Source organism: Candidatus Palauibacter sp. (assembly GCF_965216145.1).
Lineage (GTDB): Bacteria > Gemmatimonadota > Gemmatimonadetes > Palauibacterales > Palauibacteraceae > Palauibacter.
Genome location: NZ_OZ244149.1, coordinates 2,693,983 through 2,719,913, shown reverse-complemented (window position 1 = coordinate 2,719,913; position 25,931 = coordinate 2,693,983). Strand labels below are relative to the sequence as shown.

At 70.0% G+C, this 25,931-nt stretch carries 26 protein-coding genes and 2 tRNA genes; 7 read left to right on the top strand and 21 right to left on the bottom strand.

All coding sequences use genetic code 11. The annotated features are described in order from the left end of the window. Nucleotides 1–119 precede the first annotated feature (119 nt). From rplL to ACOOHF_RS11450, 15 genes are all read right to left on the bottom strand, one after another. Entirely contained in the window at nucleotides 120–494 is a 375-nt protein-coding gene (rplL, locus tag ACOOHF_RS11520) for a 50S ribosomal protein L7/L12 (RefSeq protein WP_419934992.1), read from the bottom strand. A gap of 69 nt (nucleotides 495–563) precedes the next feature. Continuing rightward, nucleotides 564–1,088, bottom strand: coding sequence for a 50S ribosomal protein L10 (gene rplJ / locus ACOOHF_RS11515; RefSeq protein ID WP_420461795.1), 525 nt, complete (start codon nucleotides 1,086–1,088; stop codon nucleotides 564–566). Between the two features lie 17 nt (nucleotides 1,089–1,105). After that, entirely contained in the window at nucleotides 1,106–1,795 is a 690-nt protein-coding gene (gene rplA / locus ACOOHF_RS11510; protein ID WP_420461794.1) for a 50S ribosomal protein L1, read from the bottom strand. A 20-nt stretch (nucleotides 1,796–1,815) separates the two neighbouring features. Next, entirely contained in the window at nucleotides 1,816–2,247 is a 432-nt protein-coding gene (rplK, locus tag ACOOHF_RS11505; protein ID WP_419934989.1) for a 50S ribosomal protein L11, read from the bottom strand. 48 nt (nucleotides 2,248–2,295) lie between these two features. After that, nucleotides 2,296–2,877 (bottom strand): transcription termination/antitermination protein NusG, encoded by a 582-nt coding sequence (gene nusG, locus ACOOHF_RS11500; protein WP_419934988.1) that lies wholly within the window; start codon nucleotides 2,875–2,877, stop codon nucleotides 2,296–2,298. Further along, nucleotides 2,870–3,076: a preprotein translocase subunit SecE gene (secE, locus tag ACOOHF_RS11495; protein WP_419164774.1), complete on the bottom strand. Its 207-nt coding sequence runs from the start codon at nucleotides 3,074–3,076 to the stop codon at nucleotides 2,870–2,872. Before secE ends, nusG begins: the two co-directional genes overlap by 8 nt. Nucleotides 3,077–3,086: 10 nt before the next feature. Beyond that, the gene (rpmG, locus tag ACOOHF_RS11490) at nucleotides 3,087–3,236 is read right to left on the bottom strand and encodes a 50S ribosomal protein L33 (RefSeq protein ID WP_419934987.1); all 150 of its coding nucleotides are present in this window, start codon (nucleotides 3,234–3,236) and stop codon (nucleotides 3,087–3,089) included. Between the two features lie 84 nt (nucleotides 3,237–3,320). Beyond that, nucleotides 3,321–4,514, bottom strand: coding sequence for an elongation factor Tu (tuf, locus tag ACOOHF_RS11485; RefSeq protein ID WP_420461793.1), 1,194 nt, complete (start codon nucleotides 4,512–4,514; stop codon nucleotides 3,321–3,323). Nucleotides 4,515–4,644: 130 nt separating this feature from the next. After that, a tRNA-Tyr gene (locus tag ACOOHF_RS11480) sits at nucleotides 4,645–4,727 on the bottom strand. Nucleotides 4,728–4,781: 54 nt separating this feature from the next. Next, nucleotides 4,782–4,854 (bottom strand) — tRNA-Thr (locus ACOOHF_RS11475). Between the two features lie 86 nt (nucleotides 4,855–4,940). After that, on the bottom strand, nucleotides 4,941–6,416 hold the full coding sequence (cysS, locus tag ACOOHF_RS11470) for a cysteine--tRNA ligase (RefSeq protein WP_420461792.1): 1,476 nt from the start codon (nucleotides 6,414–6,416) through the stop codon (nucleotides 4,941–4,943). Next, nucleotides 6,413–7,051, bottom strand: coding sequence for a hypothetical protein (locus ACOOHF_RS11465; RefSeq protein ID WP_419934984.1), 639 nt, complete (start codon nucleotides 7,049–7,051; stop codon nucleotides 6,413–6,415). The genes cysS and ACOOHF_RS11465 overlap by 4 nt, the downstream gene beginning before the upstream one ends. Before the next feature lie 28 nt (nucleotides 7,052–7,079). Further along, nucleotides 7,080–7,550 (bottom strand): YkvA family protein, encoded by a 471-nt coding sequence (locus tag ACOOHF_RS11460; protein ID WP_419934983.1) that lies wholly within the window; start codon nucleotides 7,548–7,550, stop codon nucleotides 7,080–7,082. A gap of 98 nt (nucleotides 7,551–7,648) precedes the next feature. Further along, nucleotides 7,649–9,505, bottom strand: coding sequence for a glutamine--fructose-6-phosphate transaminase (isomerizing) (gene glmS, locus ACOOHF_RS11455; protein WP_419934982.1), 1,857 nt, complete (start codon nucleotides 9,503–9,505; stop codon nucleotides 7,649–7,651). Between the two features lie 7 nt (nucleotides 9,506–9,512). Then, nucleotides 9,513–10,961, bottom strand: a complete 1,449-nt coding sequence (locus ACOOHF_RS11450; RefSeq protein ID WP_419934981.1) for a phosphoglucosamine mutase — start codon at nucleotides 10,959–10,961, stop codon at nucleotides 9,513–9,515. A gap of 181 nt (nucleotides 10,962–11,142) precedes the next feature. Between ACOOHF_RS11450 and ACOOHF_RS11445 the strand changes: the two genes are divergently transcribed. The 7 genes from ACOOHF_RS11445 to ACOOHF_RS11415 all read left to right on the top strand — a co-directional run bounded on the left by ACOOHF_RS11445 (nucleotide 11,143) and on the right by ACOOHF_RS11415 (nucleotide 19,701). Beyond that, entirely contained in the window at nucleotides 11,143–12,303 is a 1,161-nt protein-coding gene (locus ACOOHF_RS11445; protein WP_420461791.1) for a cystathionine gamma-synthase, read from the top strand. Nucleotides 12,304–12,430: 127 nt separating this feature from the next. Then, the gene (locus ACOOHF_RS11440; RefSeq protein WP_419934979.1) at nucleotides 12,431–13,420 is read left to right on the top strand and encodes a M48 family metallopeptidase; all 990 of its coding nucleotides are present in this window, start codon (nucleotides 12,431–12,433) and stop codon (nucleotides 13,418–13,420) included. Nucleotides 13,421–13,462: 42 nt separating this feature from the next. Continuing rightward, nucleotides 13,463–14,788 carry a phosphoribosylamine--glycine ligase gene (purD, locus tag ACOOHF_RS11435; protein ID WP_420461790.1) on the top strand — a complete coding sequence of 442 codons (1,326 nt, stop codon included), beginning with the start codon at nucleotides 13,463–13,465 and terminating at the stop codon, nucleotides 14,786–14,788. A gap of 10 nt (nucleotides 14,789–14,798) precedes the next feature. Next, nucleotides 14,799–15,650 (top strand): bifunctional DNA-formamidopyrimidine glycosylase/DNA-(apurinic or apyrimidinic site) lyase, encoded by an 852-nt coding sequence (mutM, locus tag ACOOHF_RS11430; protein WP_420461789.1) that lies wholly within the window; start codon nucleotides 14,799–14,801, stop codon nucleotides 15,648–15,650. A gap of 156 nt (nucleotides 15,651–15,806) precedes the next feature. Continuing rightward, nucleotides 15,807–16,400, top strand: a complete 594-nt coding sequence (locus ACOOHF_RS11425; RefSeq protein WP_419934976.1) for an RNA polymerase sigma factor — start codon at nucleotides 15,807–15,809, stop codon at nucleotides 16,398–16,400. A gap of 261 nt (nucleotides 16,401–16,661) precedes the next feature. Continuing rightward, nucleotides 16,662–18,785 (top strand): hypothetical protein, encoded by a 2,124-nt coding sequence (locus ACOOHF_RS11420; protein WP_420461788.1) that lies wholly within the window; start codon nucleotides 16,662–16,664, stop codon nucleotides 18,783–18,785. Then, on the top strand, nucleotides 18,754–19,701 hold the full coding sequence (locus ACOOHF_RS11415) for a hypothetical protein (RefSeq protein ID WP_420461787.1): 948 nt from the start codon (nucleotides 18,754–18,756) through the stop codon (nucleotides 19,699–19,701). Before ACOOHF_RS11420 ends, ACOOHF_RS11415 begins: the two co-directional genes overlap by 32 nt. A gap of 4 nt (nucleotides 19,702–19,705) precedes the next feature. Here the strand turns inward: ACOOHF_RS11415 and ACOOHF_RS11410 are convergent, their stop codons facing one another. The 6 genes from ACOOHF_RS11410 to ACOOHF_RS11385 form a co-directional block, all read right to left on the bottom strand. Further along, nucleotides 19,706–20,491 (bottom strand): Mrp/NBP35 family ATP-binding protein, encoded by a 786-nt coding sequence (locus ACOOHF_RS11410; protein WP_419934973.1) that lies wholly within the window; start codon nucleotides 20,489–20,491, stop codon nucleotides 19,706–19,708. A gap of 142 nt (nucleotides 20,492–20,633) precedes the next feature. After that, a complete protein-coding gene (locus ACOOHF_RS11405) occupies nucleotides 20,634–20,885 on the bottom strand; it encodes a NifU family protein (RefSeq protein ID WP_419934972.1) in 252 nt (83 codons plus the stop codon). 106 nt (nucleotides 20,886–20,991) lie between these two features. After that, nucleotides 20,992–23,442, bottom strand: a complete 2,451-nt coding sequence (locus ACOOHF_RS11400) for a penicillin acylase family protein (RefSeq protein WP_420461786.1) — start codon at nucleotides 23,440–23,442, stop codon at nucleotides 20,992–20,994. Then, on the bottom strand, nucleotides 23,439–24,008 hold the full coding sequence (locus ACOOHF_RS11395) for a hypothetical protein (RefSeq protein WP_419934970.1): 570 nt from the start codon (nucleotides 24,006–24,008) through the stop codon (nucleotides 23,439–23,441). Before ACOOHF_RS11395 ends, ACOOHF_RS11400 begins: the two co-directional genes overlap by 4 nt. Before the next feature lie 4 nt (nucleotides 24,009–24,012). Beyond that, the gene (locus ACOOHF_RS11390; protein WP_420461785.1) at nucleotides 24,013–24,915 is read right to left on the bottom strand and encodes a hypothetical protein; all 903 of its coding nucleotides are present in this window, start codon (nucleotides 24,913–24,915) and stop codon (nucleotides 24,013–24,015) included. Then, the gene (locus ACOOHF_RS11385) at nucleotides 24,912–25,928 is read right to left on the bottom strand and encodes a hypothetical protein (RefSeq protein ID WP_419934968.1); all 1,017 of its coding nucleotides are present in this window, start codon (nucleotides 25,926–25,928) and stop codon (nucleotides 24,912–24,914) included. Before ACOOHF_RS11385 ends, ACOOHF_RS11390 begins: the two co-directional genes overlap by 4 nt. Nucleotides 25,929–25,931: the final 3 nt, after the last annotated feature.

Sequence of the window (25,931 nt, the reverse complement as noted above, 5' to 3'; positions counted from 1 at the left end):
CGGCTCCGGTTCATGCACCGTGAGGGGTCGGACCGCGACACCGCGGCCCCGACCGCGGTCAAGCCGCGGTCCGAGGCATGGAGTTCGGTGCCGTATCCCGCCACGCTCTGCCAGCGTGACTACTTGAGATCCGCCGTGGCGCCCTGCGCTTCGAGCTTGGACTTGATCTCTTCCGCCTCCTCCTTGGACACGCCTTCCTTGACGGGTCCGGGGGCGTTGTCGACGACGGCCTTCGCCTCCTTGAGTCCGAGGCTCGTAACCTCGCGGACGACCTTGATCACCTGGATCTTCTTGTCGCCCACCGCCGTCAGCATGACGTCGAATTCCGTCTTCTCCTCTTCGGCGGCGCCACCATCTCCGCCGGGCCCGGCGACGATGGCGACCGGCGCGGCGGCCGTGACCCCGAAGGTCTCTTCCATCCTGTCTTTCAACTCGGCGGCTTCCAGCACCGTCAGCGAGCCGATCTCCTGCAGAAGGTCTTCGATTTTGGACATGTTCTACCGTTCCCTCGATCCTTTATGCACGTATTCCGCGCGCCCGCACGCCGCGGGCGCGCCCCCGCATCACGCGGCCTGGTTCTTCTTCGCCACCTGTTCGATCATGTCCGCGATGTCGCGGATGAGCGCCCCCAGTGCACCGGCGATGCCGCCCACACTTGCCGTCAGCCCACCGGCGATGCCGCCCAGCAGCACCTCGCGCGGCGGGATATCGGCCATTCGTCCGACATCCTCCGGCGTCGCCTCCACCCTGTCGATGACGCCTATCTTCACCACCGGCCGATCCTCGTGCGCCTTCGCGAACTCCTTGAGGATCCTGGCCGGAACGACGGGGTCGGATTCGCTGAACACGAGCCCCGTGGGGCCCTCCAGATGCGACCTCAGGTCCGGAAGGTCCACATCCTCGAGCGCCCGCTTCATGAGCGTGTTCTTTACGACCCGGTAGGTCAGCCCCTGCTCTCGGAGCCGGGCTCTGAGCTCCGTGACCGCCTTCACGTTCAATCCCGTGAAGTCGGTCAGGTAGATCGTCCCGTTCTCCTCGAGCTGTTGGCTCAGTTCGCGGGTGATGCGCTGCTTTTCTTCGAGTCTCATCAATATGCCGGTTCGATCTACCGATAAATGTCTTCGTCAACGGAAACACCGAGGCCCATGGTGCTCGCCACGGTGACGCTCTTCACATATCGCCCCTTCGCCGCGGCCGGTCTCAACCGCACGATCTCGTCCATGAGAGCCTCGAAGTTCCCGGCCAACTGGTCGATTTCGAAGCTCACCTTGCCGATCGGCGCGTGGACGTTGCCCGTGCGGTCCACCCGGAACTCGATCTTGCCGGCCTTCGATTCCCGGATGGCGCGCCCCACGTCCATCGTGACCGTGCCCGCCTTGGGTGTCGGCATGAGGCCGCGGGGACCGAGTATGCGACCGAGCCGGGCCACGTTCTTCATGAGGTCCGGCGTCGCGATCGCGACATCGAAGTCGAGCCACCCATCCTGGATGCGGGCGATGTAGTCCGTGCCCACGTAGTCCGCTCCGGCCGCCCGGGCCTCCTCCTCCCGATCCGCCGGGACGAGCGCCAGTACGCGGACGGGACGTCCCGTGCCGGCCGGCAGGATGACGGTGCCCCGCACGATCTGGTCGGCCCGTCGAGGGTCCACTCCCAGACGCACCGCAGCCTCCACTGTCTCGTCGAAGTTCGCGAACGCCATCGTCCGGACGCGTTCCAGCGCTTCGCGAGGCGCGAGCGAACCGTTCCGCGGAGCGGTCGCGGCCGCGGAGCGGTATTTCTTGCCGCGTTTCGGCATCTTCTCCGATTTCTCCCGAATCAGTCCGCGCGCTCGATCCCCATGGATCGCGCGGTGCCCTCGATCATCCGCATCGCGGCTTCCTCGTCCGCCGCGTTCAGATCCTTCATCTTGATCCGGGCGATCTTGCGCAGCTGATCACCCGTGACCTTCCCCACCTTCTCGCGGTTGGGCTCCGCCGAGCCCGAAGCGAGACCCAGTTCGTTCTTGAGCAGCTCCGCCGCCGGTGGCGTCTTGGTGATGAAGCTGAACGTCCGGTCCTTGTAGACCGTGATCTCGACCGGGATGATCGTGCCCACATCCTGCTGCGTCTGCGCGTTGAACGTCTTGCAGAAGTCCATGATGTTGAGGCCGTGCTGGCCCAACGCCGGACCGACGGGCGGAGCGGGGTTCGCCTGCCCACCCGGAATCTGCAGCTTGATGAATCCCGTGGCCTGCTTCTTAGGCGGCATTTAGCCGTCCGTGTCGATGGGTTGCCGGCCGTGTGCTGCGCGGGCCATTCAGAAGCCCTGCAGCTGCGTGTAGTCGAGTTCGACCGATGTGGGGCGCCCGAACAGGCTTACCTGCACGCGCACCTTTCCCTTCTCCGCAAACACTTCTTCCACCGTTCCGCTGAAATCGCTGAACGGTCCCTCCATCACCTCGACGACCTGTCCCGGACGGAACGGGATCTCCGCTTCCGGGCCCGCCTGTTCGAGTTCGTCCGCGATGCCGAGGATCTTGTTCATTTCCTCGGTCTTGAGGGGCTGCGGCGCCTTCCCGCTGCCCACGAACTTGATCACGCCGGGGACGTTGTTCACGACGTACATCGTGTTCTGATCCAGCAGCATCTGGATGAGCACGTACCCCGGGTAAAGCCGCTTCGTCGACTTGACGCGCTTGCCGCCCTTGATCTCGACCACTTCCTGGGTCGGGACGATCACATCCCGAATCGGAGGTTCTCCGTCGTACGCCTGGATCTTCTGCTCCAGGAGGGTCTTCACCTTCCGCTCGTGGCCGGAGTAGGTCTGCAGCGCGTACCACCGCGGATCTTCGTTCGGAGCGCCCGTCGTCCCGGCCTCCGCGCCCGTTCGCTCAGCCACTGAAGGCTCCGACGACGAAACGAACGAACGCCGCGAACACGGAGTCCATGGCGCCGATGATGACCGCCATGATCATGACGAAGATCAGGATGCCGATCGTCGCGCCGCGCAGCTGATCCCTGTCGGGCCACGTGACGCGACGCATCTCGACCTGCACCTGCTCCGCGAACTCCTGGGTTCTCCTGACGATCCCGGCCAATCGAATCTCTCTACCGCGTTTCTTTGTGCGTGGTGTGGCCGTCACAGCGCCGACAGTACTTCTTCCGCTCGGCCCGTTGCGGGTGCGTCCGCCGATTCTTCGTCGTCGTGTAGTTTCGCTCTTTGCATTGCGTGCATTCGAGCGTGATCCGAACCCTCATTTATGCGTCTCCCGAAGATCGTGGCCGAACTCCGACGAGCGGACGAGCGGCGTGAATGGTCCGCGTCTCGACCGGGGCGTCGGGCTAATCGTGGATGGCGGTGACGACGCCGGCGCCCACCGTCCGTCCGCCCTCGCGGATCGCGAAGCGGAGGTTCTCCTCCATCGCGATCGGCGCGATCAGCTCCACCGCCATGTTCACGTTGTCTCCCGGCATCACCATCTCCACTCCCTCCGGAAGCTCCGCCGACCCCGTCACGTCCGTCGTCCGGAAGTAGAACTGCGGCCGGTATCCGTTGAAGAACGGCGTGTGACGGCCCCCCTCGTTCTTCGTCAGAACGTACACCTCCGCGCTGAACTTCCGGTGCGGCAGGATCGACCGGGGGTGAGCGACCACCATCCCGCGCTCCACCTCCGTCTTCGCCACGCCCCGCAGCAGCAGACCCGCGTTGTCCCCCGCCCGACCCTCGTCCAGGATCTTCCGGAACATCTCCACCCCCGTCACCACCGTCTTCTTCTCCGAGCCCAGTCCCACCAGCTCCACGCCCTCGCCCGTCTTCACCACCCCGCGCTCGATCCGGCCCGTCACCACCGTCCCCCGGCCCGTGATCGTGAACACGTCCTCCACCGGCATCAAGAACGGCTTGTCCGTCGCGCGCTCCGGCACCGGGATGTACGTGTCCAGCGCCTCCATCAACTCCGCGATGCACGCCGTCTCCTCAGCCTCCGGCTCCCCGCTCTCCAGCGCATGCAGCGCCGAGCCACGGATCACCGGCACGTCGTCGCCCGGAAACTCGTACTCGCTCAGCAGCTCACGGACCTCCAGCTCCACCAGGTCCAGAAGCTCCTCGTCGTCCACCTGGTCCACCTTGTTCAGGAACACCACGATGTACGGCACGTTCACCTGGCGGGCCAGCAGGATGTGCTCCCGCGTCTGGGGCATCGGCCCGTCCGCCGCCGACACCACCACGATCGCGCCGTCCATCTGCGCCGCGCCCGTGATCATGTTCTTCACGTAGTCCGCGTGGCCCGGGCAGTCCACGTGCGCGTAGTGGCGTGCCTCCGACTCGTACTCCACGTGAGCCGTCGCGATCGTGATCCCACGCTCCCGTTCCTCCGGAGCCTTGTCGATCTGGTCGAACGCCACGTACTCCCCGTATCCCTTCGAGGCCTGCACCTGGGTGATCGCCGCCGTCAGCGTCGTCTTCCCGTGGTCCACGTGTCCGATCGTACCCACGTTCACGTGCGGCTTCGTTCGCTGAAACCTTTCCTTCGCCATCGCCTCTGTTTCTCCTCACGGTGGGGTTTCGCCCTGTGCGGGTTCGCCGCTGGCGCGCCTGCCCGCCGCGCGCGACCCCCCTGCCCTTACGCGGGCTACGCCCTTTGTTTCGTCAGTTTCTCGACAAGAATGGTGGGGGGAGGATTCGAACCTCCGAAGGCATAAGCCAGCAGATTTACAGTCTGCCCCGTTTGGCCGCTTCGGTACCCCACCCACCGGCGCCGTACACCCGATCGCTTCGGGGTGGCTGTTCGTCCGACTCGACCGAGCTGGCGGTGGGACTCGAACCCACAACCTCCGGATTACAAATCCGACGCTCTACCGGTTGAGCTACGCCAGCGACCCGTCCACGGAACAGTTTGCTAACGTACAGACCCTCCGGCCCGATCGTCAAGCATCTAGAACCGGCATTCCCGGCGGCGGTCGCTATCGCGGAACCCGCGGCATGAGGACCGTATGCGACCCCACGCGGAGACGGGTGAGGTCCGCCAGATCCTCCACCACCACGCCGCGCGCCTCCAGCTCCGCCCGGATCGCGTCGGCCCGGGCGAACTCCCGGTTCGCGCGGGCACGCTCGCGGTCGCCGACGCGGGCCCTGGCCCATTCCACGAGTCCTTCGTCGGCCCCCGCGGACTCGAGGTCGCGGAGCGCCAGCACGCCGAACACGCGGTCGAAGGCGTCGATCACGGCGAGGACGGCCTCGGCCCCCGATGGCGCGTGGGGACGGCAGACGTCGAGCGTCTGGTTCGCCTCCCGAACGAGCCCGAACACGGCGGAGAGAGCTTCGCTCACGTTCAGATCGTCGTCCATCGCGGCCTCGAAGGCGTCGCGGCTCCGCCCCGCGAGCGTGCCGAGGTCCGCCGGTCCGTCGCCCCGTCCGACCCCGGCCTCGATCGCCGCGCGCAGGCGGCGTCGGAATTCGTGCAGTCGGGTCACGGCCCTTGCCGACGCCTCGAGGCCCTCGAAGGTGAAGTTCAGCTGCGTCCGGTAGTGTCCGCTCAGGAGGAGATACCGGATGGCCGAGGGCGCGTGTCCACGCGCGGTCAGTTCCGGGATCGTGAAGCAGTTGCCGAGGGACTTCGACATCTTCCGCCCCTCCACCAGAAGGTGCTCGGCGTGCAGCCAGAACTTCGAGAACGTCTTCCCCGTGGCCCCCTCGGATTGCGCGATTTCGTTCGTGTGGTGCGGGAAGAGGTTGTCGACCCCGCCCGCGTGGATGTCCAGCGTCTCGCCCAGGTAGTGCATGGCCATCGCCGAGCACTCGAGGTGCCAGCCCGGCCGGCCGGTCCCCCACGGCGATTCCCACGCCGCCACCGCGCCCTCGCCCCCCCGGTCCCCACCCTTCCAGAGGACGAAGTCCCTGGGGTCGTCCTTGTCGTATTCCTCGTCGCCCGACGCGCGGCCCGCGGTCGCCAGTTCGGCGGCGTCGATGCCGGCCAGCCGACCGTACTCGGGGAAACGCCCGATCGCGAAGTAGACGGAACCCTCGCTCTCGTAGGTGAGCCCGCGGTCGGAGAGCGCCTCGATGAGCCGGATCATCCCGGGTACGTGTCGCGTCGCGCGGGGGACGTGCTCCGGCTCCTCGAGCCCGAGCGTGCGCCAGTCCTCGAGGAACATCTCGATGACCGGATCGGTCACCTCCGCCAGCGACACGCCGCGCCCCCGCGCCGCGGCGATCGTCCGGTCGTCGACATCGGTCAGGTTCATGACCTGTTCGACCTCGTACCCCTTGAACCGGAGGTAGCGCCGGAGCAGGTCCTCCCAGGTGAACGCGCGGAAATTCCCGATGTGCGCGCGGTCGTAGACCGTCGGCCCGCACGTGTACATCCGGACCCGGCCGGGCTCGACCGGTTCGAAGGGGCGGAGTCTCCGCGTGAGGGAGTCGTGCAGCCGAAGACTCATCGACCGCGGGGCGGGAGGTAGTTCTCCGTCCGCCAGGATCGGTAGGCGGCGATCTCATCCTCGCGTCGCTGACGAGCGACGGCGAGGCACCCGCCCAGCTGACGGTTCGACCGGTCGAGGATCAGGCCGCCGAGAACGTCGGCCTCGCGCGCGAACACCAGCTCATCGAGCGGCTCGTACGCGGGCCCGCCGAAGAGAAGCCTCGCTACGATCCACCCGTCGATGAAGCCGTCGAGGGCATCGATCTCCCGCCCGAGGAGCGTTTCGCAGGGCACGTCCGGGTCCTGGCGGACCGCGTGCATCCGGAGGACGACGTAGCTCTCGTACGCGCGGCCGGCTTCCCGGAGGTTGCCGGGCATCACGAGTGCCGCGAGCGAGTCGGTCACGACCTCGGCCGCGTTCCACGGCCAGGCATCCCGCGCCTCGGACTCGTCGAGATCACGCCCGAAGGACCGGTAGTAGAGGACGAGGGGATCTTCCACGAGATCGGTCATCAGGGAGTCGGAGCGGTCGCGGAAGCGGAGGAGACGGTCCGCTTCGAACTCGACCACCGTGCCGGAGGGGGCCGTCAGACGGTACTGGGCCTCGGCCGGCGCGGCGGCGGCGATGCCGGCCGACAGCCCGACCAGGAGCACGAACGCGGCTCTCCCGCGAGCGGAGCGGCTAGCCGACCGGAGTGAGTCTGAGTGGCCCGCGTTCCGCATCGGAGTCCGGCCGCCGGTCGAGGAGCCCCGCGAACTCGAGAACGTCGTCGCCCGCCCCGCCGAGCAGTTCCCGCTCGCGGGCGAGCAGATGGTTCGAGACCTCGAGCGCCGAGCGCTCGCCCGTCCAATGCTCCTCCACCACATCCCAGCCAAGTTCCTCTCCGATCCGGTGCGCCACGTAGGCGCAGCAAAACACGTCATCCAGAAAGCCGTAGGGCCCCACCTCATCTTCCGGGATCACGTCATCGGGACTGACGAGGTAGGCGATGGCCGCGTCCACCAGGAGGCGCTGCTGCCGGCCGAGGCGCGGATCCTTCATGAGGGTGAACATCAGCATCCCGTAGACGGGGGCGAGGATGACCACGTCACGCAGGGTGCCCGCGTACTTGGCCACCTGCTCCGTCAGCCCCTGGAGGTACGCACTCCCCATCCCTTCCGCTCCCGCTCCCGTGGATTCCTCGGCGTGAGACGGGGCCCGCTCACCGGCCGGCCCGCGCCGCTCGCACAAACTATCGGTGGGGCGGCCGGCTATTCAACCGTGACGGTCTTGGCGAGGTTCCTCGGCCGGTCCACGTCGCACCCCCGAAGGACGGCGATGTGGTAGGCGAGCAGCTGGAGCGGTACCGCGTTGACGATCGGCTGGAGGAGTGGGAGCGTCTTCGGCACCCGGATCAGGTGGTCCACCTTCGCGGCGAGACCCTCGTCCCCGCGCGTGGTGACGGCGATCGCGCGCCCGCCGCGGGCCTTCACCTCTTCTATGTTGAGGAGGACCTTCGGGTAGACCGAGTCCCGGGGGGCGATGAAGACGACGGGCATCTCGTCGTCGATGAGCGCGATGGGTCCGTGTTTCATCTCCGCGGCCGGATACCCCTCGGCGTGGATGTAGGAGATCTCCTTCAGCTTCAGCGCGCCCTCGAGCGCGATCGGGAAGTTCGGGCCCCGCCCCAGATAGAGGAAGTTCCGGGCATCCCCGAATTCCTCCGCCACGCGGCGGATGCGCGTCTCGCTCTCGAGCACCTCCTCGAGGAGGGCCGGGAGCCCCCGGATCGCCCGGACGAACCGGCGCCCGACCTCGCGGTCCATCCCGCGCCGCCTCGCGACCATGAGGGCGAAGAGCGCGAGGGCGGTGATCTGCGCCACGAAGGCCTTGGTCGAGGCGACGCCGATCTCCGGTCCCGCGTGCAGGTAGACGCCCGCGTCCGTCTCCCGCGCGATCGTCGACCCCACGACGTTCACGATCCCGAACGCGGGGACGCCACGCCGTTTGGCCTCGCGCACCGCCGCCAGCGTGTCCGCCGTCTCCCCCGACTGGGAGATCCCGCCCACCAGCGTGTCCGCGGCCAGGACCGGGTTGCGGTAGCGGAACTCCGAGGCGTACTCGACCTCCACGGGGATGCGCGCGAGGGCCTCGATGAGGTACTCGCCCACGAGCGCCGCGTGCCAACTGGTCCCGCACCCGGTGAGGATGATCCGCTCGGCGCGCGAGATCTGCGGTTCGAGTTCGTCCAGCCCCCCGAGACGCGCCGTACCTTCCTCCTCGAGCAGCCGGCCGCGGGTCGCATCGCGCAGGGTGTTGGGCTGTTCGTGGATCTCCCTGAGCATGAAGTGCGGGTATCCCGCCCGCTCGATCCGCTCGAGGTCCCAGTCGATGTGACTGATCTCCTTCCGGATGGGTTCCCGACCGACCCGACGGCGCCCCGCCCCGAGTTCGATCGTCTCGTATCCGGCCGGCGTGAGCACGGCGATCTCATCGTCGTCCAGATAGACGACCTGTCTCGTGTGCGCGAGGATCGCGGCGACATCGGAAGCCACCCACGTCGCGCCGTCGCCATCCTCGCCGATCCCGAGCAGCAGGGGCGCCGAGCGGCGCGCGACCACGATCTTGGCCGGATCGGCGTCGCTCATGACGGCGATCCCCAGCGTACCCTCCGCCTGCGTCAGCGCGGCGGCCACGGCCCGCTCGAGGTTCCCTTCGAACGCTTCCTCGATGAGGTGGGCGAGCACCTCCGTGTCCGTGTCCGTCGCGAACCGGTGTCCGATCTCGGTGAGCTTGGTCCGGAGGACATCGCAGTTTTCGATCACCCCGTTGTGGACGAGCGCGAGTTGGCCCCCGCAGTCCGTGTGCGGGTGGGCGTTGTTCCGGGTGGGGGCGCCGTGCGTCGCCCATCTCGTATGCGCGATGCCGGTCGTCCCGTACACCGGCCGCTGTTCGAGAAGGGCCGCGAGGTTGTCGATCCGCCCGGCGCACTTGCGCAGTTCGAGCCCCGACGGACCGTTGACGGAGAGGCCCGCGGAATCGTATCCGCGATATTCGAGGCGGCGCAGCCCGCTCAGAAGAACCGGCGCCGCCTCCGCCTGACCCGCGTATCCGACGATGCCGCACATCGGCCGCTCAGCCGGCGCCGCGCACGAGGCGTTCGACCCAGTCCGCGCGGGCGTTCGCCAGCGTCTCGTCCGCGGCCTCCGCCATGATCCTGAAGATCGGCTCCGTCCCCGACGGCCTCGCGTGCACCCACGACCCGTCCGGCCAGTCGAGCCGGATCCCGTCCTGAAGGTCCCTCTCGGTCTCCGGCCCCGCCGCCGCCGCGATCGACGCCAGCGCCCCATCGACCCCCAGGCCCTCTCGCGAGACCTTTCGCTTGACGATCCGGCAGGAGGACCTCTCGTCGATCAGGCGGCCGAGTGAGGACCCGCTTTCCGCCAGGAACTGCAGGATCAGGGCGGCGGCGAGCGGCGCGTCACGTGTGAGGTGCAGCCCGGGATAGATCACGCCGCCGTTGCCCTCACCTCCGATGCTCGCGTCGACCTCGAGCATGCGGGCGACGACGTTCGCCTCCGCCACCGGCGTGCGGTGGAACGGCGCGCCGACCCGCTCGGCGGCATCCTGCACGGAGCGACTCGAGGAGAGGTTCGTCACGACCGGCCCCGGCTCGCGCGCCGCCACGAGTTCGACCGCCAGCGCCAGCGTCCAGTCCTCCCCCACGGGCCGGCCGCTCTCGTCGACGAGGGCGAGCCGGTCCACGTCGGGGTCCACCGCGAACCCCACATCCGCCCCCGTCGCCGTGACCAGTTCCGAGAGCCGCCCGAGGTTCTCGGGCACGGGTTCGGGAGGCCGCGTGAACCGACCGTCCGCTTCGAGATCGAGGCCGCTGACGCGACAGCCCAGCCGTTCGAGGAGCGGCGGAAGGATCAGCCCGCCGGCCCCGCGGACACAATCGAGCGCGACGTGGAAACCGCGCGCCGCGATGCGCGCGGGATCCAAGAGCGGGAGCGCGAGGATCGCCGCGATATGGGCGGGGATCGCCCCTTCGCGCGCGGTCCGGGTCCCGATCTCCATCGGACCCGCGTACGCGATCTCCCCCTCGAAGCGGCGCTGGATGTCCCGCCCGGCGGCCGGCGACACAAACCGTCCCTCGTGGGACAGGAGCTTGAGTCCGTTCCACTCCGCCGGGTTGTGCGAGGCGGTGACGAGGAGTCCGCCGACCGCGTCCTCGTCTTCTCCCACCGCCAGGATGCCCGTGGGCGTCGAGACGATGCCCAGGTCGTGGATGTCGAACCCCACGGCCCGTACGCCGGCGGACGCCGCGTCGAGCAGGGCGGCTCCGGAGACCCGGCTGTCGCGTCCGATGAGAACGACCCCGCGGCCGGGCTTGCCCGCGGCGACGTGCGCGGCGAAGGCGGCGCCGTAGCGCGCGACGATCTCCGGCGTGAGCCCCTGTCCGACGATGCCGCGGATGCCTGAAGCAGAGACTATGAGTGATCTGGACACGCTTCGCGTACCCCCGTTCCCGGTCTTCGGGATCCCGTCGGCGGGGAGCGGCGCGACCGTGGCCGCCCCCATGCGACGCGGCAGGTGAGCCGGACGGGCGTAGTCTAATGGCCGGGGGTCGCCGCGGCTTGGCGAGGCCGCACGCCGCCTCCGGTCGCCCCGCCCGGATTCCGGGAATACCTTCCTCCCCCGTCAACCCCGCGACGCGCCGCTGCGCGCGCCGCAGGCCTCGACCCGAACCGGAGACGACGACGTGGACCCAGCCGCCCAGCGCTTCGGGACGCGCGCCGTGCACGCCGGGCAGCGCCCCGACCCGACGACCGGCGCGATCATGACGCCGATCTTCCAGACCTCGACCTACGTCCAGGACGCGGTGGGTTCCCCCCGGCAGGGGTACGACTACGCGCGGGTCAGCAATCCCACCCGGGACGCGCTTCAGGCGAACCTCGCGGCGCTCGAGAACGGCCGACACGGCGCCGCCTTCTCCTCGGGCCTGGCCGCCACGGAAGCCATCATCAAGACGGTACTCGACGCCGGCGACCACCTCATCTGCGGGGCGGACGTCTACGGAGGCGTCGACCGCATGCTTCGATACGTGTGGGGTCGGTTCGGAGTCGCGTTCGATTTCGTGGACACGACCGACCTCGATCAGGTTCGGGCCGCGATCCGGCCCGAAACGCGGCTCGTCCACGTCGAGACGCCGAGCAACCCGACGATGACGATCACGGACATCGCGGGTTGCGCCGGGATCGCGCGCGCCGCGGGGGCCGTGCTCTCCGTCGACAACACCTTCGCGACGCCCTTCCTCCAGCGGCCGCTCGACGAGGGGGCGGACATCGTGATGCACTCGACGACGAAGTTCCTCAACGGCCACAGCGACATGATCGGAGGGGCGCTGCTCACGAATTCCGATGAGCTCGCCGAGGGGTTCCGTTTTCAGCAGAGGACGACCGGTGCGGTCCCGGGCCCCTTCGACTGCTGGCTGGTCCTGCGCGGCACCAAGACGCTGCACCTGCGCATGCCCGCTCATTGTGCGAACGCGAGACGCGTCGTGGACCTTCTGCGCGGACACGCCGAGGTCGAATCCGTGCGTTACCCGGGTCTCGAGGACCACCCGCAGCATGAGCTCGCGAAGCGTCAGATGCGCGACTTCGGGTCGATGGTGAGCTTCGATCTCGGTTCGGAGGAACGGGCGAACCGCTTCGCCGCCTCGACCCGGCTCTTCCAGCTCGCGGAGAGCCTCGGCGGCGTCGAGAGTCTGGTCTCGATCCCCTCGTCCATGACCCACGCTTCGGTGCCGGAGGAGAAGAAGAGGGAGATCGGACTCGGTCCGGGACTCGTGCGGCTCTCGGTGGGGGTGGAGGACGGCGACGACCTTGTGGACGACATCGAGCAGGCGCTCGCCGCCCTCTGAGCGGGCGGCCGGATGCCTGAAACAGGCGACGGGGGCCTGACGTAGGAGCGGGGGCGCGGACGACGGGCCCGGCGCGAGGGCGGCGGGCCGAACGCGAAACGGTGTGTGGCGCGCAGGAGAGTGACCCATGGCGGCAACCGAAGACAGCCAGAGACGGATCCTCAAGCGGATCGCCCCGATCTCGTGGGAGCACCCGGCGGATCGGGCGGCCCTCAACGCGCTGCGCAGGATTCCGGGGTTCGACCTCGTCCTGCGCAAGATCTTCGCGCTCTTCGGGGAGCGCGCGCTCCGGCTCGCCTTCAAGGCGAACGCCGTGCGGACATCGGAGAAGCAGTACGCCTGGGTCCACGCGCGGCTGGCCCGCGTGTGCGAAGTCCTGGACCTCGAGAAGCCGCCGGAGTGCTACATCTCGCAGACCCCGATCGTGAACGCGGGCGCCGTCGGCTTCGGGGAGCCGTTCATCGTCCTCAATTCCTCCATGCTCGAGGTGCTCTCCGAGGACGAGGTCGAGGCCGTGCTGGGTCACGAGGTCGGGCACATTCTCTCCGGCCACGTGTTCTACCGGACGCTGCTCATCCTGATCTTCAAACTGGTCCTCGTCCGCTACACGCTCGCCGGCCTCGCGCTCGGACCGATCCTCATGGCCCTCTGGGAGTGGTACCGGAAGAGCGAACTCTCCTCGGACCGCGCCGGGGTGCTCGCGGTGCAGAACCCTCGGGTCACGATGTCGGCGCTGATGCAGCTCGCGGGCGGCACCCGGGGCGTCGACCTGGACCTCGACGAGTTCATCGCCCAGTCCGACGAATACCGTGAGGGCGGCGATCTCCTCGACGCGGTCTACAAGATCCTCAACGTGCTCGGCCAGACGCACCCGTTCGCGGTCATGCGCGTCGCGGAACTGCGGGACTGGATCGAAGGCGGCGAGTACGAACGCATCCTCTCGGGCGAGTACCAGCGTCGCGGCGAGAAGGACGACCGCCCCTATCGCGAGGATCTGAAGGAGGCGATGACGGGCTACCAGGAGGGCGCCCGCGAGATCTTCGAGGAAGTGGACGCCGCGGTCGACCGGCTGCGCGACCGGATCTCGGAGACGTTCCGGGGCCGCAAGGAACGCTAGCAGCCCGTTGCCGGGCGGGCGCTCGCCCGTCATCCTGCCGCCATGAACCTTCTGATCATCGGAAGCGGTGGCCGCGAGCACGCGATCGCCGACTGCCTGCGGCGAGACGCCCCCGACGCCACGATCCATGCGGCGCCCGGCAATCCGGGCATGCGGGGCACGGCCGAACTCGTCGGCATCCCGGCCGGAGACATCGACGCGCTGGTCGAGTTCTCCGTCGAGCACCGCATCGATCTCACCGTCGTCGGGCCGGAAGCGCCGCTCGCCGCAGGGATCGTGGACCGTTTCCGGGAGGCCGGGCTTCCGGTGTTCGGGCCGGACCGCGCCGGGGCGCGCCTGGAAGCTTCGAAAGCCTTCGCCAAGCGGCTCATGCGCGAGCGGGGCGTGCCCACCGCCGACCACGAGACGTTCGACGATCCCGAAGCGGCGCTGGACTACGTCTCCGGTCACGACGAGCCGCTCGTGGTCAAGGCCTCCGGACTCGCCGCCGGGAAGGGCGCCATCGTCTGCGAGTCGCGTGCGGAGGCGCGGACCGCCATCCGGGAGATGATGATCGGAGGCAGGTTCGGCGACGCGGGCGCGCGCGTCGTGATCGAAGAGTTCATGCGCGGCGTCGAGTTGTCCGTCTTCTTCGTCGCGGATGGGGAGCGGGCGGTTCCCCTCCTCACCTCGAGGGACTACAAGCGGGTCGGAGACGGAGATCGCGGACTCAACACCGGGGGGATGGGGGCGTACGCCCCGGCCGCGCCGTGCGGGCCGGCATTCATCGAGCGAGTGCGGCGGACGATCGCCCAGCCGGTCCTCGAGGCGATGAGCGAGGCGGGCGCGCCGTATCGCGGCTTTCTCTACGCGGGCCTCATGCTCACGGAGGAGGGGCCGCGGGTCGTCGAGTTCAACTGCCGCATGGGGGACCCGGAGACCCAGGTCGTCCTCCCCCTCACGCGCTCGAACCTGCTCGAACCCATGCTCCGCGTGGCTCACGACGATTCGCTTCGCGGCTGGCACCCCCAGGCTTCGACCGGCGCGGCCCTTGTGACGGTCATGGCGAGCGCCGGCTATCCCGAGGGCTCCGACTCGGGGCGGCCGATCGAGATCCCGGCCTTCGACCCGGAGAAGGTCAAGGTGTTTCATGCCGGGACGGCCATTCGCGGGGACCGGCTGGTCACGGCGGGCGGGCGCGTGCTCGGGGTCACCGGGTTCGGCACCACGCTCGAGCAGGCGGCTCGACGGAGCCGTGACGCCGTCGAGCACATCCGGTTCGAGGGATCGCACTCCCGCGCCGACATCGGCTGGCACGAACTCGAGCCCGCCGGGCTCGCCGCGGGCGAGCGCGCTCTGATCGCGCCCCCCGGGGACCCGAGGCCGTAACCGGCCGATCGTGCCGGAGCTTCCCGAGGTCGAGACGATGCGGCGCGACCTTGCCCCGCTGCTGCGAGGCCGGCGCATCGCGCGCGTGCGCGTCCATCACGACGACCTCATCCTGGGCGGCATGACGGGACCTGCGTTCCGGCGCGCCGTTCGCGGCCGTACCTTCGGGAGCGCGGGACGGCGCGCGAAGTACCTGCTCTTCCCGCTGCACGCCGCGAACGACCTCGAGGGTCCCGTGGAGCGCGTCCTGCGCGTGCAGGTGCGCATGACCGGCCGGTTCGCGCTCGCGGCCGACCGACCGGACGGGCCCGAGTTCCGGCACCCGGGGGTCGACTTCGTCCTCGACGACGGCCGGACGCTGTTCTACGACGACGTGCGCCGGCTGGGCGGCTTCGACCTGCTGACGCCGGATGCGTGGGAGGCGCGCGCCGCGGCGCTGGGACCCGAACCGCTGGGCCGGGCGTTCACCGCGGCGGAACTGGCGCGGATCCTCGCGCCGCTACGCGCCCCGATCAAGAACGTCCTTCTGGATCAGAGGAGGCTGGCGGGCGTAGGAAACATCTACGCGAGCGAAGCGCTGCACCGCGCCCGCATCGACCCGCAGCGGGCCGCCGGCTCGCTCGACATGTCCGAAACACGCCGGCTGCAGCGCGCGGTTCGGGCCGTACTGCGCGAGGCGCTCGCGGACGCGGGAACGACGTTCCGGGACTACCGGGCCGTGAACGGGCTCTCGGGGTCCTTTCAGACCCGACTTCGCGTCTACCAGCGCGAAGGATCGAGATGTCCGCGCTGCTCCGGGTCGATCGTGCGGATCGTGCAGGCGGGGCGGAGTTCCTTCTTCTGCGCCGACTGCCAGCGCTGACCGGGGCCGCGTCACCGGCGCGGGCGATGCCGTCCGCGGGGTGCCGCCCGCATATTGAGCACCCGGCGCGGGTAGAGTGGGCCGGAAGTCGGAGCGTAACGCCGCCGGCCCGCATGTCGCGGGCCCTGTCGCCGCCACTCGAACGGGCGAGATGGAGTGGGCTACTCGGATCACAGCGATCAGACGCTGGTGGAGATGTGTCTCCACGGCGACGAGCGGGCCGCGCGGGAGATCGTGCTGCGCTTCGAGCGCCCGGTGTTCTCCCTCATCCTTCGCATGGTTCGTGATCGCGAGCTGGCCGAAGACCTGGCCCAGGAGACCTTCGTCCGGACGCTGAACAACCTCCGCCGCTACGATCCCTCCTACAAATTCTCCTCCTGGCTCTTCAAGATCGGCTACAACCTCACGATCGACCATCTCCGGAAGAAGGAACTGGACGTCGTGTCGATCCATGGAGCGCCGGACGCCGTGACCCCGGACCGGCGCGCCGCGACGGAGATCACCCTGGTGTCGCCGGACGAGCGGCCGGATGAGCTTCTCGAGGCGCGCGAACTCGGGTCCGAGATCGAGAAGGCGATCGGGCGGTTGAGGCCCGAGTACCGGACGGCGATCCTCCTCAGGCACGTCGAGGGGCACACGTACGACGAGATCGCCGGGGTCATGAACATCCCGCTGGGGACGGTCAAGACCTATATCCATCGGGGCAGAAACGAACTGAAGGCCGCTCTCGTACATCTGACCGAACCCTAGGGGCCGGGTCGCATCCGGACGAAGATCCTGCAGGACGCGCGACGAAACCGGCCCGCGAAGGCGAACGTATGTGGACACCGGGACCGCCTCGCGGAAACAGGAGCGAACGTGCGGCATCTGACGCCTGACGAAATCCAGCGACGCGCCGAAGAGCGAGGCGCTTCGTCCCCGCCCGGGGGCGCGGCGCGGCATCTGGCGTCGTGCGCTCGTTGTCGCCGAGAAGTCGAGGTGCTTGGCGCCGTGCTCGTGCGTCTCGATGGCATGGAACGGCATCGACCCGCGGCCGGGTTCGCGGACGGTGTAGCGCGCCGGATCGACCTGGCGGGGGCCGCCCTGGATCGCGAACTGGGCCGGCTCCCCGGTTGGTTGCCGGCGCCCGGCTTCGCGTCCACGGTGCTGGCCCGCGTGCGGCTCCCGGTGCCGTGGCCCGAACGTCTGCTTCGATTCGCGCGCCGGCGCCGGGCGGCGCTCGCCACGGCCGGCGCCGCGACGCTGAGCGTTTCGGCAGGGGTCGCGGCATGGCTGTTCGGAGCCGGAGGCTTCGCGCCCGGCCAACTCCTCGCGTTCACGCTGGATGGCGGGCGGGCGGTGCTCGTGGACGCGGCGCTGGCCGCGGGGCGGGTCGGGTATCGCCTGGGTCTCGTGGACGCCGGCGGGTCGGTCCTCGATCGGATCAGCCCCGCCGCGGCGCTCACGAGCCTGGCGCTGTCCGGCCTCGTCCTCATGGTGTCGCTGTGGGTCATGACCGCGCTCTTCCGGCGGCCGGCGCGCCAGCCGGTCCGGCTCCGCGGAACGGCCGGCGTCGCCCCGCTCGTGGCGCTTCTCGCCTGCTTCCCGGGACCGCTCCCGGCGAGCGCGCAGGAGGTCGAGATCGCGGACGCCGTGATCACGCTTTCCGCCGGCGGGCGCGCCGAGCTGTGGTTCGAACTGGAGAACGGAACCGAGCATCGGCTGCGCTTCGAGGGGGAGACCATCGAGCTCGACGGCGCGGTGGTCGGCTCCTACGGGGACCCCGGCACGATCGTCGTCGGCTGGCGTGAGTTCCTTCGCGAGCACGCCGGGGAGGACGGCGCGAGGGTGCGCGAGGGCCTCCTTGGCTTCCGCGCCCTGCTGGCCCAGTGGGCCACGGTCCAGACCGGATCCGAACGGGACGCGGCCCTGGCGCTGGGTCTCCGGCTGGAGGAGATCCTCGAGCCTGCCGTGGAGGCCCCGGCCGTCGCAGGGGCTGACGAGGGAGAGACGGAGCTTCGCCCCGGGTCGTTGCAGATCGTCCCCGGCGGCCTTGGGTTCGATGTCGGCGACCGACTGGAACGCCTTCGGGAGGCGCTCCGTCGGCTGGGCGCCGCCGGGGAGTCCGTTGAAGGCGATCTGGCGATGATCGTGCACGGAGACTACCGGATCCCGGCGGAGACTACGATCACGGGAGACATCGCGATTCTCGACGGGACGCTGAGCCTGGCCGGCACGGTCGAAGGCGATGCCCTGCTGCTGGACGGAACGCTCCTGCTCGTCGACGCTGCCCGGGTGGAGGGAGATGTGCTCCGGGTCGGTGGCGAACTCCTCTTCCGCGGGGAAACGGCCACGATCGGGGGCGAGATTCTGTCTGACATCGCGCTCGCCGCGCCCGACCCCGCCACGGAGGTCGCTCCGCAATCGCCGCCCGGTCCGGCGGCCGAGGTGGTCACCGGCTCGGCCCGGCAGCGTCCACGCGGGCCGGGTCCCGGGTCCCTTTTCCTGCGCAACCTGGGCAACGCGGCCGAAGGTCTGATCGGGGCCATCTCCACCCTTGTGGGCCTCGTCGTGCTGGGACTGCTCCTCGTCTACTTCGCGCGCAGCCGGCTCGAGACCGTCTCGGATACGGTGCGGCGCGAGTTCGCCCGCTCCTTCGCCATGGGACTCGCCGGACAGATCCTCTTCTTCCCCGCCCTCCTCGTGCTCATCGTGCTCCTCATCACATGGCCCGTCGTGCCTTTCTTCGTGCTCACGGCCGGGCTCGCCGGGCTCGCGGGGTACGTCGCGGTGGCGCACGGCGCCGGCGAGATGTTCGCCCGCCGCCGCTACCGCTACGAGTGGCTGGAGCGACTCCGACGATCGAACTCCTACTACTACGTCGGCAGTGGACTCGTCCTGCTCATCCTCCCGTTTGCCGCGGGCGCGCTCCTGTGGGTGTTCGGCGGGGCGGCGGGCTTCGTGCGCGGCCTGATCTTCTTCGTGGCGGGCCTCGGGACCTGGGTCCTGGTCACCGCGGGGTTTGGAGGCGTGCTGCTCACGCGCGCCGGCAGCCGCAGCGTGGTCGTCGACTGGTCGGCCGGAGCCGAGCCCGGGGACGTCGGGATCGAGGTCGATGTCGCCGATGAGCCTTCCGGCCCGGCCCCCGATGCCTGATTCGGGCTCCCGCCGAGCCCTGACGGCGGCCTTCCTCTCCCTGATCCCGATCTGTGCGGCCTCGCCCGGCGCCGGACAGGAATGGCATGACTTCCGGTCGGCGCGACAGGTCGGGGATGTGGAGGGGCTGGACGTGCATTTGCTCTACGCGGGGGGAACCCTGCAGGTCTCTCCGGCGGAACCGGCGCTGCTCTACGACGCGCGGCTCCTCTATGACGCCGCGCGCTCGGCACCCGACCGGAACTGGCGCCGCGACGGCGACACCGGGCGGCTGCGGTTCGGCACGACGTTGCTCCCCGAACGCCGGGATGAGGTGGAAGCCGCGGCTCGCCTGGACGAGTGGGATCTGGAGTTCGACCTGGCGGATCTGGACCGCGGCCTCGATCAGGGCGGACGTCTCGCATTCTCCGTCAACCCGTCCGTGCCCACCACGCTTCGGGTCGGCGTAGGGGCCGGGCGGGCCCGGCTCGAGCTCGGCGGGATGACGCTCACGGCGTTCGAGTTCCTTACGGGCGCCGGCGACGTCCGGCTCGGCTTCGCGCGCGAGAACCGGGTGCCGATGGAACTGTTGTCGATGAAGTCGGGCGCGACGGGGTTCGTGGCGGAGAACCTCGGCAATGCCCGCTTCGAGCGCCTGGAGTTCGATGGCGTCGTGGGGGATGTCGTGCTCGACTTCTCGGGTGCATGGCGCTCCAGCGCCGAGGCGGAGGTCCGGATGGCGCTGGGCGAGTTGGTCATGCGGGTTCCGTCGGAGATCGGCGTGCGCGTGCGGCGGCGTGGACTCGCATCCCTCGCGGCGGAAGACTTCCGTCAGGTGGGGGACGCCTACCTGAGCCCCAACTGGGAATCGGCCCGGGTGCGGCTGGAGATCACTCTCGTGGCGGGGCTCGGGAGCGTCACGGTCGAGCGCGGATAGCCGCCTACGCCCGCGTCCGGCCCCGCTTCGCCTCCAGCTCCTCCAGCCGGGCCGTGGCGGCCGTCGAAATGAGACCGAATGCCCGGGCCTCCGGCGCGTCCGGCCTCCCCATGGAGGTCGGGATTCCGCGGTCGCCCTCCTCGCGGACGGCCACGCCGAGCGGGACGGCCCCCAGGAAGGGAACGTCGATCGTTGCGGCGAGCCGCTCCCCCCCGCCCGCGCCGAAGATGTCGTGCGTCTCTCCACACCCGGGACACGCGAAGCCGCGCATGTTCTCGACGATCCCGAGGACGGGTACCTCCAGCTTCTCGAACATCCGGATGCCGCGGAGCATGCCGCCGACGGCGACATCCTGAGGCGTCGTGACCATCACGGCGCCATCCACCCGCACGAGCTGGCAGAGCGACAGCTGAGCGTCGCCGGTCCCCGGGGGGAGGTCGATGACGAGGTAGTCGAGTTCGCCCCAGGCGACCTGCTGCAGGAACTGCCGGATCACCCCCATGATGATGGGCCCACGCCAGATCGCCGGAGCATCTTCCTCGATCAGAAACCCGATGCTCATGAGCTTCACCCCGTGCGCCTCCAGCGGCACGACCTCTTCACGATCGATCCGGGGCTTCTCCTGTATGCCGAACATGGTCGGAATGTCGGGACCGTAGATGTCGGCGTCGAGCAGGCCGACGCGGTGTCCGCGGCGGCTCCAGGTGGCGGCGAGATTCGTCGAGATAGTGGATTTCCCGACACCCCCCTTCCCTGAACTGACGGCGACGACGCGCCGGACGCCCGGCATGGGCGGGGCCTCCGACGGGTGGCGGGCCGCTTCGCGATTTTCCGCCTTCGGAGGAGGGCCGGGACGCTTCGGCGCCGGGTCCATGATCGGGAGCGGCCGGGGGCCGCGCGCGGGAGTGTCTGACACAGGGTTCGGCGCCTGGCTAGGCGACGGCCTCGACCGAGTGGACCACGGGAAGCGCGTGCCGCAACTGATGCTCGATTCCGGCCCGCAGGGTGGCAGTGGACATGGGACAGTCGTAGCAGGCGCCGACGAGTCGAACTTCGACGAGGCCGTGCTCGGGCTCGAAGGAGACGAGTTGGATGTCACCGCCGTCGGCCCGCACAGCCGGACGGATGTCGTCGAGGATCTTCTCGATCTGGTCGAGCGTGCTCTCGCCGGTGGCGGTACTCACGTCGGTCGGATCCTGGCGCGGGTCGGGGGCGATTCCATACCCCTCGCGTGCCCTGAAAATCGGCTCCCATGGCACCGGGGAAAGTTAGGATTCCGCCGTCCGGCGGTCAACGAGAGCGAGGGCGGTCCGAGGACATCCCCGGGCCTTCGCCCGGAAGGAAGTGGAGCTCGTCCGCGGCGGGGTCGGGCGGCCGGCCGGGTTGAAGTTCGATCAGCGGGCTCTCGGCCCACACGGCGGCCATGTCGCGGTAGTGGGGGTCGAGAGGGTTGCCGGCCTGGCCCGTCGGGAGGAGGAAGTGGCCCGTCATCCGGCCGGGCGCAGCGCGGGCGACGAACCGCGCGCTGGGCCCGTACTCGCTCACGACGGGAAGGCGCCACGCGGTGGAGTCGAGCCGGGCTCTCAGCGACGGGGCGTCGGGGCGCACGGTGTGCCGTCCGCCGCGGGAGGGGTACGGACCGACGTGGAAGCCGAAGACGCGGTCGAGGAGTCCGACGGTCCCGAGCGGGTGGGCCGAGCGCTCGCGATGGACCTCCCCCCAGGCACGGCCGAGCGACCCCGCGGCGGTCCGCGCGGCTTCCTCCTCCAGCGTCTCCAGCGTCTCGATCCCGGGCGTCCCGGGGTCGTCGATCCAGACGGTCACATCGTTCTCGACGATCTCCATGAAGGCGAGGTCGGGAAACCAGCCATCTCCTTCCGTGAACTCATCCGCGACGAGGAGTTCGCGGAGCCGGTAGAGCCAGGTGTAGAACGGCGCCGCCCCGAGCGACGTGGTTTCCGTGCGCAGGTCCCATGCCTCGAGGACGGCCGCGAGCGAGTCGAGACCCGCGCGGCGGGCCGCGCCGACCGCGCGCGGACGGTAGCGCTCCGCCCACAGGCTGTAGCTGTCCAGCTGGGTCGACCGCATCTCGTCGACGGTCCAGTCCGTGGCGCTCGAGACGAGGTCCTCGACGCGACGCGCCCTGAAGGGGGCCGGGTAGTCGACGCCCACCCGGCCGTAAGCCGGCCGGGACTGCAGGTTGTTCGCACTGACGAGGTATCCGCTCCCGGGCGCACGAAGCGCCGGCATCGCGTCCGGAGGCCAGAATCCCGTCCAGCCCGCCGGCATGCGCTCGAAGGAGATCGGCAGCGCCCCCGAACCCGGCGGCCGGTTCGGGACGGACCCTCCCATGCGGTATCCGATCTCCCCCTCCGCCGTCGCGTAGATCACGTTCTGGTGCGGGGACCGGAAGCGCACCACGGCCGCCTCGAAAGCGGTCGCATCGCCCGCCCGGTTCATGCCGCGAAGGCCCGCCACGGCACCGCCGGGCTCGAGCCCGGTCCAAAGCATGGAGAGCGTGAGACCGCCGGCAGGCACGAGGTCGGTGATTACGGGCCCGCGGACGGTCTCGCGGACGACCCATGTCTCCGGTTCGTCCCGGCCCCGTACGCTGATCTCCTCGGTCCGCAACTCGAAGGGGCGCCACCCGTCGGTATCCCGGTACATCGACCCGTCGAGGTTGATCCCCTCGACGATGAAGTCGGCGTCGTCGACCATCGCGTTCGTGAACGCCCACGCGACATCGCGATTGAGTCCGATGACGACCCCCGGGACGCCCGGGATCGAGAGTCCGGCCACGGCTTGCTCGGGCTCCCTCCACGCGATGGCGTTCAGATACCAGGTCGAGGGAGCGCGCAGCGACAGGTGGGGATCGTTCGCGAGCAGAGGGTATCCGTCCGCCGTACGCGATCCCGCCAGGGCCCAGGAGTTCGACGCCCGGAAGCCCAGATCGAGCACGGACAGGCGGGGCGGGCGACCCCGGGGAGCGCTTCCGGATACGGACGCGGCGGCGATCTCCGCGGCCTCCGGCTCCGAGGCTCTTGCGAGGCGCGGGGGCGCGGTCCCCGCCGGGAGTGTGTCCTGGAGAATCGTGGGCCCCCACGCCGGATAGCCCGCGCCGAGGGCACGCCGACGGGCGACGTCCAGCGTCGCCAGCGCGCGGGTGCGCGACAGTTCGGTGCGCCATTCGGTGAGATCCAGCGCCATGATGCGGCCGATCGAGAGCGAGGCCTGCGCGCTCCACGGTTGTGGCTCGATCCCGAGCAGGAGGAACTCCGGGGGCCACGGCCCGCGCCAGCTCGCGATGCGGGCGTTCACGCCCTGCGCGTAGGCCTCGACGGCGGCCCGGTCCGCAGGCGTCGCGGATTCGAGTTCCCGGCCGGCTGCCGACCACACGTCGAGCGTCCGCATGAGCCGGTCCGCGTCGACCGCCGCCTCGCCGAAGAGTTCCGCCAGACGCCCGCGCGCCACACGATGGAAGAACTCCAGCTGCCACAGGCGCTCCGAGGCATGCACGAATCCCTGGACGCGCATCGCGTCCAGTTCGGTAGCGGCCGAGATCGAGGGGATGGCCCATTCGTCGAAGGTCGCCGTGGCCGCCCCGGTGAGGCCCGCGATCGCGTGATCCCCGGAACGCGGCTGTATCGACCGCTGCAGTTGGAAGAAGGCGAAGGTCGCGACAAGCCCCCCGGCCATCCCCAGCGCCGCGAGGACCGCGGTCGCCCGGCGAGGCAGCCTCACAGGTCCTCGCGCTCCTCGTCCGGAGGCGGGCCCGCGTCGCGCAGCGCCCGGCCCAGCGACACGTACCGGTCGCCATCGCGGATTACGAGCGCCCGGGTCACGAGGTCGTCGAGCACCCCCCGCACCCGCTCCACCGGGAGATCGAGCCGGTCCGCGAGGGGAGACGCACGGGTGCGACCCAGCACCCAGATCTCCCGCCACACGGCAACCGTGCCCGCGTCGAGGGCGCCCATGAGCAGGGGTCGCCCGTCCGCGCTCTCGGCCGCCGCCACCAGGCCCTGCCGCCGGAGGGCGGACTCGATCGGCTCGAGGTGATGTTCGGCGATCCCGCGGAAGAGGACGAACCGCCGCCGGGTCGAAGGGTCGGACGCGAGGAGGACCAGTTTCGCCACGATCTCGTCCGCGCACGAAAAATCGATCAGGGGTACGTGGCGGAGGTCGAGGACCGCCAGGACGGTGCGGCCCGCGGCGGCGATCTGGCGTTCGACGTTCGTCCGCACCGTACGGCCGGTGGGCCGGGTGACGAGATAGCTGAAGAGCCTGGTGTGGGCGATCGCCGGCCTCATGGCATCACGACTCCCCCCGACCCGCCCGCTCCGGCAGTACGATGAGGACCTGAGCGCCCGGGAATCGCGTGAGCCCGGTCCGGAGCGGCTCGGCGTCGTCCCACTCGGGAACGCGGGCGATCATCGCGTCGCCGCTCCGGATCCGGACGACGCCGTTCCACTTGATGGTCTGGCTCCGAATCGCCTGCAGCCCCTGGCCGCGCCCCGGGTCCGCGAACCTCGATTCGCCCCGCAGGAAGGCGGCCTCGAGCACCGAGGCGGCCGACCACGATTCGCCGGTGCGGCGCGCGTGTTCGGCGCCCAGCGAGCCCTCGAACCCGACCCCGACGTCCATCACCGCGAGCACGACCACGTCGCGGCCGAGGCGGCGCTTCCACCGATAGCGCTGGGCGCAAACCCAGCCGATCGAGCCGGCGTGTTCGAGGATGTTCTGACATACCTCCGACAGCATGACCGAGAAGTGGATCACGGCGGGGTTCGGGTAACCGAGCCGCCGGTGGAGGATCCGCTGCGCGCGCTCGCGGACGCCCTCCACGACCGAATGCACATCCTCGTGCGAACGGATCGGCGTGACTTCGATCAGCGCATCGGTGATGCTGGGCGGGCGCGGTGGCACCGCCTTGAGGTCGAACACCTCGGCCGCTGCGGTCCAGAAGTGCATCCGGTTGATGTAGGAGCGAACCTCCGCATCCCGAGGAGGCTCGATGAGGGGAGGCAGCCCCGTGCGGAGGCGCGCTTCCTGCCCGACCGCGAGCAGGCCGATGAGCCCGTACGGCGACACCCAGCGCACCGCCCGGGCGTCGAGCAGCAGCCGGGCCTGCTCGTCGCCGCCGGAGCGCACGCGGCCGATGAGCACCTCGAACGCGGCCTCGTCCAGCGTGGCGGGGACCCGGATGACCCGACTCACGCGGGACCTCGCTCCCGCCCGCGCGGGGCGCCGGTGAGCAGGCCCGTCTCGGACCGCAGGAACTCTCCCAGGCCGGTCGCTCCGCGGAAACCGGCGTTCTGCCGCGCGGCCCGCGTCGCGGCCCGCATCGAGTCCTCGAGATCCCCCCCGCCCAGCATCGTCGCGAAGCAGGTGGCCCCCCATACGTCTCCGCAGCCCGTGGGGTCACCGCCCGCGACGGCGGACTCCGGCTCGACCTTCCCGCTCACCAGGGCCTCGGCCGGTTCCAGAGCGTGCAGGGGAAGGCGCGGCGCGGTCGGCGCCTCCCGGAAACTGCGCGTCGCGACCCAGGCCGAGCCCCGCTCGCCGAGGGTGACGAGGAGCCCGCGCGTCACCGGGCCGACGACATCGGCGGCCAGCGCCCAGGGGTCGTCCCAGCCCGCGGCGAGCGTCATGAGTTCGTCCTCGTTGAGTTGCACGATGTCGAAACACGAGAGCCAGGCCCGCCAGTCGGCGAGGGGTCGCGGCGCACGAACGCCGTCCGCCCCGACCCCCAGCATCAGCGAGTGCAGGTCGGCGTAGACCGAACCGGCCGTCGCGGGCCGCAGCGCGGCGGCGGCCGGCAGATCCAGCTCCCAGCCCGCGATGAAGTTCACGTAGACGGCGTCGCACGATCGCGCGAGCGGCAGCACCTCCTCCGCGGTCCATCCCGGCACCCCGCCCGTGAGCTTCTCGCACCGCCGCGTCTCGTCGCGGTAGACGAGTTCGACCCGATTGTTCGGTTCCGGCACGGTGCGGACGCCGTCGAGGGAGTCGAGACGCTCGAGGCTCCCGAGGAAGACGTCAGCGGCCTCACGCATGTCCTGTCCGATCTTGATGATCGGGAAGAGGGACCAGTCCTCCCCGAGCGCCGCATCGGCGGCAGCGAGCGCGTAGGCGATCCCGCCCCACTCGCGGACCGGTGCCTCCCGGCCGATATCGCGCGCGCGGATCGTATCCCACACCATCGTCCCCACGATCCCCAGCCGCGGCATTCG